9 protein-coding genes are annotated in these 12,563 nt (G+C 61.0%); all 9 read right to left on the reverse strand.

The window, feature by feature from the left end:
- Positions 1-208: 208 nt before the first annotated feature.
- The 9 genes from BS630_RS19945 to BS630_RS19985 all read right to left on the reverse strand — a co-directional run bounded on the left by BS630_RS19945 (position 209) and on the right by BS630_RS19985 (position 12,401).
- A complete protein-coding gene (locus BS630_RS19945; RefSeq protein ID WP_077978766.1) occupies positions 209-3,364 on the reverse strand; it encodes an efflux RND transporter permease subunit in 3,156 nt (1,051 codons plus the stop codon).
- Positions 3,361-4,569 carry an efflux RND transporter periplasmic adaptor subunit gene (locus BS630_RS19950; protein ID WP_077978767.1) on the reverse strand — a complete coding sequence of 403 codons (1,209 nt, stop codon included), beginning with the start codon at positions 4,567-4,569 and terminating at the stop codon, positions 3,361-3,363. Before BS630_RS19950 ends, BS630_RS19945 begins: the two co-directional genes overlap by 4 nt.
- 268 nt (positions 4,570-4,837) lie before the next feature.
- Entirely contained in the window at positions 4,838-5,758 is a 921-nt protein-coding gene (locus tag BS630_RS19955; RefSeq protein ID WP_077978768.1) for an adenylate/guanylate cyclase domain-containing protein, read from the reverse strand.
- 180 nt (positions 5,759-5,938) lie between these two features.
- Positions 5,939-6,352, reverse strand: coding sequence for a type II toxin-antitoxin system VapC family toxin (locus BS630_RS19960; protein ID WP_077978769.1), 414 nt, complete (start codon positions 6,350-6,352; stop codon positions 5,939-5,941).
- Complete coding sequence (locus BS630_RS19965; protein WP_077978770.1) at positions 6,349-6,612, reverse strand: antitoxin; 264 nt, start codon at positions 6,610-6,612, stop codon at positions 6,349-6,351. The genes BS630_RS19960 and BS630_RS19965 overlap by 4 nt, the downstream gene beginning before the upstream one ends.
- A gap of 88 nt (positions 6,613-6,700) precedes the next feature.
- Positions 6,701-8,251 (reverse strand): SpoVR family protein, encoded by a 1,551-nt coding sequence (locus tag BS630_RS19970; protein WP_077978771.1) that lies wholly within the window; start codon positions 8,249-8,251, stop codon positions 6,701-6,703.
- On the reverse strand, positions 8,248-9,522 hold the full coding sequence (locus BS630_RS19975; protein WP_077978772.1) for a YeaH/YhbH family protein: 1,275 nt from the start codon (positions 9,520-9,522) through the stop codon (positions 8,248-8,250). Before BS630_RS19975 ends, BS630_RS19970 begins: the two co-directional genes overlap by 4 nt.
- Positions 9,523-9,534: 12 nt before the next feature.
- Positions 9,535-11,478, reverse strand: a complete 1,944-nt coding sequence (locus BS630_RS19980; RefSeq protein WP_027664285.1) for a PrkA family serine protein kinase — start codon at positions 11,476-11,478, stop codon at positions 9,535-9,537.
- Between the two features lie 446 nt (positions 11,479-11,924).
- Positions 11,925-12,401, reverse strand: a complete 477-nt coding sequence (locus BS630_RS19985) for a VOC family protein (protein WP_077979243.1) — start codon at positions 12,399-12,401, stop codon at positions 11,925-11,927.
- Positions 12,402-12,563: the final 162 nt, after the last annotated feature.

Here is a 12,563-nt window from a genome sequence, read left to right on the forward strand (position 1 = left end):
TCATGTCCGGGGTCGCTGGAACTCCAGCGCATCGCAGCCTTCAAGAAAAGAAGAAGACCAGTCGGTTACTGGTCACAATCATTGCCGTTTATGCTTAACAAACGGCTAAACTTCAGAAGTAATTTAGCTAATTTTGCAAGGTTTCATACACCATAAGAAACGCCGCCGGACGAGGTTGGCCGGCGGCGTTTCGTAATCGGATAAAACCTTATTCGGCGGCCTGCAGCTGCTCGTCGTCGGGTGCGGCGCGCGGCCGTGTGGCGATCGACATCTCCTCGTGCAGGCGCGCTTCCTCGTGGGCGTGCGGCTTGGCGAAGCGGGCAAGCAGCAGATAGGCAACCGGCGTGATGAACAGCGTCACAAGCGTCGCGAAGCCGAGGCCGCCGACGATCACCCAGCCGAGCGCAACGCGTGCTTCGGCACCGGCGCCATGGGCAAAGACCAGCGGCACGCCGCCGAGGATGGTGGCGATCATCGTCATCATCACGGGCCGAAGACGCAGCGCGCAGGCCTTCTCGATCGAGGACCGCACATCCTCGCCCCGGTCGCGCAGCTGATTGGCGAATTCGACGATCAGGATACCGTTCTTCGCCATGACGCCGACGAGCAGCACCAGGCCGATCTGGCTGTAGATGTTGAGGCTGGAGCCGGTGATAACAAGTGCGAAGACGGCGCAGGCAAGACCAAGCGGCACCGTCGACATGATGATCAGCGAGGACAGCACGCTTTCGAACTGCGCGGCCAGCACCAGGAAAATGATGACGATGGCGAAGCCGAAGGTCAGTGCCATGCCGCTCGAATTTTCTTCGAGCGTCGCTGCCTCGGCCAGTGGCAGCAGGCGGGAGCCTGGCGGCAGCAGCGGCTCGGCGAGCGCAGTCACTTGGCTGACGGCATCGCCGAGCGACATGCCGTTCCTGAGGCCGGCGGTGATCGCGACGGAGGCGAGCTGCTGCTCGCGGTTGAGCTGCGGCGCGACCGAACCTTCCTTCATCGTGGCGATGACCGACATCGGCACGATCTTGCCGTCGCCGGTCTTCAGGAACACGTTCTCGAGGTCGGTCGGATCGTCGATCGGCCGCGTCGTCGAGGTCAACAGCACGGGATAGGATTCGCCGTCGACGAAGACGTCGACCACCGAACGTCCTTCGAGCAGCGATTGGATTGCCGTCGAAAGCCCGGTTATGTCGATGCCGAGATCCGAGGCGCGCTCGCGATCGATTGCCACCGATACCTGCGCCTGGCTGGGCTCGTTGGTCAGGCGCGGCGTATCATACCGGCCGGTGGCCTCGAGCAACTGAACCAGCTTGGCGGCCGCCGCCGTCAGCGCCTCGTGATCATTGCCGATCAGCGCCATCTGCAGACCACTGCCGGCGCCGCGGATGCGAAGGCTGTTCGAGGAAATTGCATTGCCGCGCAGGGCCGGCACCCTGGAGGCTGCCTGGTTGATATCGCCGACGATCTCCGTCTGCGTCCTGTCACGCTCTCCCCAGGGGGCGAGCGTCAGCACCATGAAGCCGCTGTTCAGCGAACCGCCCTGCCCGGAGATCGAGAAGATATTGCGGATGTCGCCGCTGTCGACCAGCGGCTGCAGATATTCCTCGACGAGCTGCATCTTGTCGCGGGTATATTCGAGGCTCGATCCCTGCGGCGTCGTCAGCCGCATCATCACCATCGACCGGTCCTCTTCGGGCGTCAGCTCGCTCTTCACCGTCGAGAAAGCGACGAGTGCCGCACCGGCAAAGATCACCGAGAACAGGATGACGACGAAGGGCGCGTTGAGACAGCCGTGCAGCGCCCATTTGTAGAGATCGGCAAGCGCTGAGCCGAAGCGGCCGAGCGCGCCGTGGTCCTCGATCATCGGTTTGGTCAGCATGCGCGAGGCGAGCATCGGACACAGCGTCAGCGCCACGATCGACGACAGACCGACCGAGAAGGCGAGCACGAAGCCGAATTCGCGGAAGAGGCCACCGACCTGTCCCGGCAGGAAGGAGAGCGGAATGAACACCGCGGCCAGCGTCGCCGTCGTGGCGATGACGGCGAAGAACACCTCGCGCGTTCCGAGCACGGCGGCAGCGCGCGGCCCCATGCCTTCGGAGCGCCGGCGTACGATATTTTCGAGCACCACGATCGCATCGTCGACGACGAGGCCGGTCGCCAGCACGATCGCGAGCAGCGTCAGGATGTTGATCGAGAAGCCGACCATGTAAATCGCCGCCAGCGTGCCGATCAGCGCCACCGGCATGCTGACCGCCGGGATCAGCGTCGCCCGCCAGTCGCGCAGGAAGAGGTAGATGACGGCGGTGACGATGACGGCGGCAAGCACCAGCGCCAGCACCACTTCGTGGATCGCACCCTGGATGAAGACGGCGTCGTCGCTGGTGATGGCGATCGTCGTGCCCTCGGGCAGGGTCTTCGACAGCTGGTCGACGGCCGCCTTGATGCCCGTCGATATGTTCAGCGTATTCGACTGCGCCTGGCGGATGATGCCGAGGCCGATGCCCGGCTTGCCGTTGGAGCGCAGCGCCGTTTCGCCGTCGCGTGGTCCAAGCATCACCGTCGCGACATCGCCGAGCCTGACGCGGTCCTGCAGGATGACGTTGGAAAAATCCGCCGGGGTCTGCAGGTTGGCGGTGGCGCGCACCACGATATCCTGCGTATTGCTCTTCAGCGAGCCGGCCGGCACGTCGAGTGCCGCATTATCGAGTGCCTTCGTCAGGTCGCCGATGGTCAGCCCGCGGCTGGCAAGCGCCCCCTGGTCGACATCGATGCGGAAGACCTTCTCCTGGTCGCCATATTCCTCGACGTCGGCAACGCCGTCGACAGAGGCGAGGCGATCGATCACCTCGTTTTCGACAAGCTGGGTCAGATCGTCCATGTTGAGATTGGTGGAGGTGACGGCAAGGCGCATGATCGCCGAGGAATCCGAGTCCGCCTTGACGATCTGCGGCGCATCCGCTTCATCCGGCAGGTTCTGGGTGATGCGGCCGATCGCGTCACGCACGTCGTTGGCGGCGACCGAGAGATCGATCGCATCCGAGAATTCCAGCGTCACCCGGCTCTGGCCGAAGGAAGAGGTCGACGAAATCGATTTCAGGCCGCTGACGCGCGCGACCGCCCCCTCGATCACCTTGGTCAGTTCCTGGTCGATCGTCTGCGGCGATGCGCCGTCGAAGGTGGTACGCACGGTGACGACGGGACGGTCGACATCGGGCAGTTCGCGCACCTCGACGCCGACATAGGCGGCAAGGCCCGCAACGACCATCAGCGTGTTGAACACCAGCGCCAGGATCGGCCGGCGAACGAAAAGTGCAGTGAAGCTCTGCTTGCCCGACGCCCTGTCTTGATGAATCTCGGTCACGTTCATTGCGTGGCGACCTCCGCAGTCGCGGCGACATCGGCGCTCACGCGCACCGCCCCACCCTCACGCACGCGCTGCAGTCCCTGTGTGACGATCACGTCGCCATCCTTGAGATCGGCTTTGACCAGCACGAAATCCGGGTTGCGCTGCACGATGCTGACCCGCACCTTATGCGACTTGTCGTCATTGACCTGCCAGACGAAGGAGCCCTGCGAATCCCACTGCACGGAGACGGGGTCGACAGCCGGATATTTGTCGCCGGGAAATTTCATGCTGACACTGAAGGACATGCCGGCACGCAGCTCATCGGAACTGTTGTCGATCCGGGCGCGCAGGCGAAGCGTGCGGCTTGCCGCATCGATGCGGTTGTCGACGGCTTCGACCACGCCTGAAAACACCTGCCCCGGCCTTGCCACAGACATCGCCTCGACCGGCTGGCCGACCGACACCGTATTGGCGAAGCGCTCCGGCACCCAGTAGTCGACGAGGATTTCCGAACGGTCATCGAGCGTGACGATCGGGATGCTCGTCGTGACGTTGTCGCCGATGTTGACCGGCACGATGCCGACGATGCCGTCGATCGGCGCGGTGATGTTGCGCCGGGCGAGATTGAGCTCGGCGGCCTGCAGCTGCAGCCGCGCGCCCTGCTCGGCGATCTCCGAATCGAATACGTCCATGCGCGACACGCTGGACTTGATGTTGTGATAGAGATTGGACTTCTCGACGGCGGCCTTGACCGCCACATCAGCCTGGCCGCGGGCGATCACCTGCTCCTCGCTGTCGAGCTTGGCGAGCACCTGGCCGGCCTTCACCCTGTCGCCCGACTTGATGAGGATTTCGCGGATCGTGCCCGATGCCTGCGGCGTGACCGCGACCGAACGGATCGCATCACCCGTGCCGATGGCATTCAGCCGGTCGTTGACGATACCCTGGACGACCGCCTGCGTCGCGACGAGAATGGTGTTGTTGCGCCCGCCGCCATTGCGGCGGTTCCCCTGTCCCTGCCCCTCACCACGCTGCTGCCCTTGCGCCCGGGCCGGAGCGTCGGCATCGGCCGTCTCCTCGGCCTTCGGCGCGATCTTGGAAACGATGCTGTCTGGAATACCTGCATCGCGCATCGTATCGCCAGCGCCGGGCACGAAGAAAACCCACGCGGCAAAGCCGGCAATAATGACGATGAGCGAAAGTACAAACTGCTTCCAGAAGGCCATTCACGTCTCCGGAGGGACTCGAGGTTGGACCAGGGTCGGTCGAAAGAGGCGCTGCGGGATCGAGATTCCCGTCTGATGCGACAATATCGCGCGTTTACAGCTTACCGGCAAGCATAAGCAGCCGGCATTACCGATTTGTAATATCAACAAAGAATGGAAATAACCCGGCCGCTCACTTTTGTTTGAATGAACACTCGCCCGTGTCTTTGATCCCGCCGATTGTCGGGCAAGATACCGTACAAAATCCCTGAGGATGCGGGTTGGATGCCTATCGGCGCATCGACCACCGCAGGCCCATCACGGCCGCAATGCCCAGTATCGGCCAAATCGCCCAGAACTGCCCCGTCCAGGTGAAGAGGTTGATGCCGGCAAGGCCGAGCGCCAGGATCGCCAGCAAGGTGATCTTGCGATTGAACCGGGTCTGGTCGCGGTTCCAGGCGAGCGCCGCGACGACGGCAAGCGCCAGCACCGGAAAACGCGCCCAGAAGACGCCCTGCCACGACAGCAGATTGATACCGATCAGGGCGCCGGCGATGACGCCGAGCACGCCATACAGCCTGCGTCCGCCCGGTGCTGGGGTTGTCTCGGCCTTAGCGGCCGCCATAACCGGCGCCGGCTGCGGCCGCGCGGAGCCGGATCGTTCTGCAGGGGGCGTCTCGTCCCTGGTATCGCCGATCTTTACCGCGTAGCTCGGCACGCCTTCATCGACGTTCTTCACCATAAGCGGTCCGAGAAACTCGAAACCGACAGCCACCTTGTTGCGGACCTGGTCGTAGACGGTGCTCGATATCACGATGCCGCCGGCCGCAGCCGACGTCTGCAGCCGCGCCGCAATATTGACGCCGTCGCCATAGATGTCGTCGCCCTCGACGATCACGTCGCCGAGATTGATGCCGATGCGGAAGAGCATGCGACCGTCGGCCGGGCGGCGGGCGTTGAAACCCGCGAGTTCGTTCTGGGTGTCGACGGCCGCACGCACCGCCTCGACCACGCTCGGGAAATCGGCGATCAGCCCGTCGCCCCAGGTATTGACGACGCGGCCGCCATGGCTTTCGATCAGGCGCCCCATCGCTTCCCGGCAGCGCTTCAGGCTCGCAAGCGTCCCCTCCTCGTCGGCCCCCATCAGCCGCGTATAGTCCTGCACGTCAGCACAGAAGATCGTCGTCAGCTTGCGCCGCGTTTCACTCATGGTCTCTCGTCTCCGCGCTATCCGCCGCCGGGAAAGATCGCTGCAAAGGCTGAAACTGGTCGATTGGAGATCATGGGCTATTGCAGCGGCGGTAAGTTACTAAGCCTTTGTGTTCGTTACCACCGATAATTGCTGATCGTCGACCCGCGTTTCCCAGGCATGAGAGGCGGCGTGGACGATTCAGCTTCCTTCACTCGCCCAGTCATCGACCTTCAAAGGCTCCAAGACGCGGGCAAAAGCCTTGTCGCGCGTGACGAGGGTTGCGGCAGTTGCAACGGCATGAGCGGCAATCATCATATCGAGGGGCGCCAGGATCACGCCTTTGGCTTCGCAGGCAGCGCGCAGGTCGCCATAAGTTCGCGTGACATCGTGATCCCAAGGCAGAACGTCGACCCGGAGCAGGAATTGGCGGATCCGCTCCGACAGCGCTTTCGGGTAGCCTCGCTTGGCAAGACCGTAGAACAGCTCCCCTTCGGTGATCGATGAGATGACGATGTCCTCCATCGGAAGCGCGGCCAACCTTTCGATGATCTCCGGCCGATCGCCCTTGATCACATGGCTCACCATATTGGTATCGAGCATCCAGGCTGTCATTCCTTCCAGCCTTCGAATGGATCACGATCATGAGAAGGCTGCTGGCGGTCGTCAGGCCCCAGGAAATCGTCCGGAACCTGATCCTTGCCATAGAGTTCAAAGAGACCATCCCATGACTCCGGCTTGCGTGACAAAATGACATCGCCGGTCTTCGGATCACGACGGACGAACACCTCGCTCTCCTCGAAGCGGAACTCCGCAGGGAGCCTGACCGCCTGGCTGCGGCCGGTCGTAAAAATCTTGGCCGTTCTCGTTGCCATGATAGCCTCCACATCGCGATAGCTACCATGATATATACCGATAGCCGGCGGCGAGCAAGAAGTCCGGCGCCTCAAGAAGAACGCTCGATCACTGAACGATCTTGCGCGGGCTCGCCGTGTGTTCCCTCGCCACCGTGCTGGAACTGTCGATTTCCTGAAGCAGGACGTCGTAGCCCCAGAGATCGGCAAGATGCTGCAGGACGAGTTTCATGTCGGCTTCCTGGAGATAGCAGCCATTCATGACGATGTGCTGCAGAAGCAGGCGGCGGTCGCCGGCGAGGTCGACGTCGACGATATCGATTGCCGGATCGGTCCAGCCGATATCGTATTCGCGCGAGAGCTGGCGGCGGATGCGCAAATATCCGCGCTCGTTGTGGATCGCCGAAACCAGTACCCCCTCGGTCTGCTCCGGATCGTCGTAGAGATGGAACAGCCGCAATTGCCGGATCAGGTTCGGGCTCAGGAACTGGCTGATGAAGCTCTCGTCCCGGTAATTGGCCCAGATGTCGCGCAGGACCGCCATCGCATCGCCTCGTCCGGCGATATCGGGAAACCATGCGCGGTCCTCTTCCGTCGGCGTCGTAACGATCCTCTCGATGTCCTGCATCATCGCAAAGCCAAGCGCATAGGGATTGAAGCCCGAGAACCGCCGGTCGTCATAGCTCGGCTGGAACACGACGTTGGCGTGCGACTTCAGGAATTCGAGGAAGTTTCCGTCGCTGATCTGCCCCCGCTCGTGAAGCCGGTTCATGATCTGGTAGTGGACGAAGGTGGCGGTTCCCTCGTTCATCACCTTGGTCTGCCGTTGGGGATGAAAATATTGCGCGACATGGCGGACGATGCGAAGGATCTCGCGCTGCCACGGCTGCAGCCGCGGCGCCGACTTTTCCAGAAAGTATAGGATGTTGTCCTGAGGGAGCCCGAGGGCGGCGCGGCGCTTTTCCAGGCCGCTGTCGCCCGCCTTCCTCGTCTTGCCGACGGGAACAGTGCGCCACAGGTCGTTGAACATCTGCTCCTCGTGGGCGCGGCGCTCCTGTTGCCGCTTCTCCTCCTGGCGAAGGTCAATGGTGGTCTTGCCCGCGTATCGATGCACACCGTGCGACATCAGCGCATGGGCTGCGTCGAGCGTACGCTCGACGGCCGCCTCGCCGTAACGTTCCTCGCAGCGGGTGATATAACCCTTGGCGAAATCGAGGTAATCGAGGATGCCCTCCGCATCGGTCCAGAGCTTGAAGAGATAGTTGTTCTTGAAGAAGTGGTTGTGGCCGAAGGCCGCATGCGCGGTGACGAGCGTCTGCATCGTCGCCGTGTTTTCCTCCATCAGGTAAGAAATGCAGGGAGAGCTGTTGATGACGATCTCATAGGCGAGGTCGCGCATCCCGCGGCGGTAGAAGGTTTCGTGATGCGCGAAGTGTTTGCCGAAGGACCAATGGCGGTAGAAGAGCGGCATGCCGGTCGAGGAATAGGCATCGAGCATTTGCTCCGAGGTGATGACTTCGATCTGGTTCGGATAGACGTCGAGGCCGAGTTCGTTAAGCGCGATGTCCTCGCAGGCGTCATGAATGCGCTGGAGTGTCGAAAAGTCCCAGTCGGCCCCCTCGAATAATAGCCGCTCTCGTGGCCTCATCGTCATGGTCATGGCGTCACCTTCGACTGTGCGTCACGTTTCTGGAAGAGATCGTGGAAAACAGGGAATATTTCGTTTCGCCGGCAGACCTTGCGCATTGAAAGCGGCTGCAGTTCGGAACGGATCCCGTCATAGAGCATCCAAAGCGGCGAGCGGGATACTGAGGAGTCACCGCCTTCTTCGCCGACCTCGATATAGGCGAAATACTGGCACAGCGGCAAAATCTCGCGCAGCAGCTGTCCGCTCAGGTTCCCGTCCGAATGGGCGTTGTCGCCGTCCGAGGCCTGGGCGCCATAGATATTCCATTCCGCCGGATCGAAACGCGCCGCGATGATCGCCCGCATTGCCGCTAGCGCACTGGAAACCAGCGTGCCGCCCGTTGCCGGGCCATAGAAGAAGGTTTCCTCGTCGACTTCCTCGGCCTTGTCGGTATGGCGGATGAAGACGATCTCCACTTTCTTGTAGCGCTTCGACAGGAAAAGGTAGAGCAGCAGATAGAACCGCTTCGCCAGGTCCTTCATGTGTTCCGACATGGAACCGGAAACGTCCATCAAGCAGAACATCACGGCCTTCGCCACAGGCTTCGGCTCGTTTTCGAAGCGGCGATACCGCACGTCGAGCGGATCGATGTAGGGAATGCGCCGGCTTTTTTCCGTCAGGGATTTGAGTTTTGCCTCAAGCGTCAGCCGGCTCTCGTCGTCTTCGCATTCCTCCACCTGCCGCTGCAGGGCTTCGATTTCTTCGCGGCGCGGACGGTGAAGCGCGACACGGCGCATCATCGCGAGCCTGGTCGTGCGACCGACGGCGATGTTGGACGGCGATCCCGACACGGAATAACCGGCACGGAACGGAGTTTCCTCCTCGGTTTCGGCCAAGCGCCGCTTGGCAAGGTCGGGCAGTTCCAGATCGTCCAGGAACACATCCAGGAATTCCTCGCGCGTCAGCACGAAGCGGAAGCCGTCCTCGCCGTCGCCCTCACCCGCATCCTTGGGTTTTCCGCCCCTGCTCCCCGGCGGGCGCGGAAGAATGTCGCCTTCGACGAAGGCCCTGTTTCCAGGCAGGATATGATCGCGGATGCCGCCGTCGCCCCTTCTCAAGTTCGGCTCGGCCATTCCATCGATCGGCAGGCTGATTTCCCCGCCGTCGAGTACATCGCGAATGTTCCGGTTTTGCAGAGAACGTTTTACCGCCTGCTGCACGGCGCCTTTCATGCGCCGAAGAAACCGTTGCCGATTTTCCAGACTTTTACCGCGCGGATTTAGCCGACGGTCGACAATGTGCATATTGGCTCCACATTAACTTGCCTGTTTGACGCGCATGTACCATTCGACGAGGCGCCGAACCTGCCTCTCCGTGTAACCCCGCGCGGCCATGCGCGAGACGAATTCGCTGTGTTTCTTTTCTGTTTCCGAATCCTTCTTCGATCCGAAGGAAATGACCGGCAAAAGATCTTCGACCTGCGAGAACATTCGCTTTTCGATGACTTCCCGGATTTTCTCATAGCTCGTCCATGACGGATTCTTTCCGCCGTTGGCTGCCCGCGATCTCAAGCAGAACTTGACGATTTCGTTGCGGAAATCCTTCGGATTGGCGATTCCCGCCGGCTTTTCGATTTTCGTCAGTTCCTGGTTGAGGAGCTCGCGATCGAGAAGCTGGCCGGTATCGGGATCCTTGAAGTCCACGTCTTCGATCCAAGCATCGGCATAATCCACGTAGCGGTCGAACAGATTCTGTCCGTAATCCGCATAGGACTCAAGATAGGCCTTCTGGATTTCATTTCCAATGAACTCTGCGTAACGCGGCGCAAGATCGGCCTTGATGAATTCCAGATATCGCTTCTCGACATCGTCGGAAAACTGCTCGCGGCGGATCGACTGCTCCAGCACATACATCAGATGAACCGGATCGGCGCCGATATCCGTGGTGTCGTGATTGAAAGTGGAGGCGAGCACCTTGAAGGCGAAGCGGGTCGATATGCCGTCCATGCCCTCGTCGATGCCGGCGGCATCCCGATATTCCTGGACACTGCGGGCACGCGGATCCGTCTCCTTCAGGCTTTCGCCGTCATAGGTGCGCATCTTCGAGAAGTATGTCGAATTCTCATGCTTGCGCAGGCGGGAAAGCACGGAGAAGCGGGCCAGCATTTCGAGCGTTGCCGGGGCGCATGGCGCATCGGCGAGTTCCGATCCCTCGATCAGCTTCTCGTAGATCTTCTGCTCTTCCGTCACGCGCAGGCAATAGGGCACCTTGATCACGCAAATACGGTCGATGAACGCTTCGTTGTTCTTGTTGGCCTTGAAGGTCTGCCATTCCGCCTCGTTCGAATGCGCAAGGACGATGCCGGAGAAGGGTATGGCGCCGATATTCTCGGAGCCGATATAGTTCCCTTCCTGCGTCGCCGTCAGCAGCGGATGCAGCATCTTGATCGGCGCCTTGAACATCTCGACGAATTCGAGCACGCCCTGATTGGCGCGGTTGAGGCCGCCCGAATAGCTGTAGGCATCCGGATCATTCTGGGAATAGGTCTCCAGCTTTCGGATATCGACCTTGCCGACTAAGGACGAGATATCCTGATTGTTCTCGTCTCCAGGCTCGGTCTTGGCGATGGCGATCTGGCGCAACCGCGAAGGCTGTACTCTGACGACGCGGAAGCGGGAAATATCGCCTCCGAAGTCGTCGAGCCGCTTCAGGCACCACGGGCTCATCAGTCCGCTCAGGCGCCGCAGGGGAATGCCGTATTGCTCCTGCAGGAGCGATCCCATCGTGTCCGGGTCGAAGAGGTTGAGCGGACTTTCGAAAACGGGGCTGATCTCGTCACCGGCCTTCAGCACGTAGATCGGATGAACCTCCATCAGCAGCTTCAGCCGCTCCGCCAGCGATGACTTGCCGCCGCCGACCGGGCCGAGCAGATAGAGGATCTGCTTGCGCTCCTCGAGCCCCTGCGCCGCGTGCCGGAAGAAGGAAACGATGCGTTCGATTGTCTCTTCCATGCCGTGGAAGCCGGCAAAGGCCGGATAGATCCGGATGGTCCGGTTCATGAATATCCGGCCGAGGCGGGTGTCCCTGGCGGTGTCGACCATCTGCGGCTCGCCTATCGCGGCGAGCAGACGCTCGGTCGCATTGGCATAGGCAAGCGGTTCCTTTTTGCAAAGATCGAGATACTCCGAGATCGACATATCGGTCTCGCGACGCGCATCATAACTGCGGGTGAACGCATCAAATACGGATTCGCTCAGCATGGGCCCTCCATTCAAGGTTAATGCCACAGGCTTCAGGTGTCCTTATAACCATCGAGATGGCCATGACGTTCCTGAGAATCAATAGTTTCGTCGGTTATTCCACGCTCACCGGCCATTTCTAGCAATGCACGAAATTGTGCATCCACCGGTTCTTTAATTACTGTACGAAACTGTTGGTCAGTATAGTTCAGAAAGACGCCATCGCGGTATCAGCACATTTCACGACGTGACAGAAAGATGAAAAAGGTGTGCAATACCGCCCGTGATTCGAGATCCCGAAAATCAGCGATCGGCAGGCGGCGAGCCCGTTCGATTGGTGAACATCGATGTGCGACGGGCCATATGACGCTGGAAAGTTCGGGATATTCTTAGAAACGGAATATTCTTAGAGAAATGGGCGCATGACGATCATGCGCCGGATATTGCGATCATGTCTCCGCAGGCCTTCAGCCGTTGAACGCATCCTCGAGCGCGGCGACGTCGATCTTGACCATGCCGAGCATCACTTCGGTTACCCGCCTCGCCCGCTCGCGATCGCTGTCGGCGACCATCTCGGAGAGCACGCGCGGGACGATCTGCCAGGAAAGGCCCCAGCGGTCCTTCAGCCAGCCGCACGCTTCCGGCGTGCCACCATTGGCGAGGAATGCCTCCCATATCCGATCGATCTCGGCCTGGCTTTCCACGAGAATCGCGATCGAGAAGGAATGGTTGAAACTATCGAGCGGGCCGGCCTTCATCGCCAGAAAGGCCTGGCCCGCAAGCGTGAACTCGATCAGCTCGACGCTGCCGGGAGGCCCGCTCGGCGTTTCCGCCGGCAATATGGTGGTGCGGCCGATCCGGGAATCCGGGATAACAGACACATAGAATTCGACGGCTTCGCGCGCTTCCTCGGCGAACCAGAGATTTGAAACGACCTTCGGCATGAAAACGGCCTCCTTGTTGACAGCTGGTGATTCGGACTGCTGTCCGATGATCCAAGGACGCCCCACCAGCGCCGGTTCCGACACGCCGCGATCGAAATTATAGCTCCGCCCGCCCGCATGGCGACCACAGCCGGGCTCGGCCGCGGCATTACCGCCCGCAAC

The sequence above is a fragment of the Rhizobium laguerreae genome (genome assembly GCF_002008165.1).
Classification (GTDB): domain Bacteria; phylum Pseudomonadota; class Alphaproteobacteria; order Rhizobiales; family Rhizobiaceae; genus Rhizobium; species Rhizobium laguerreae.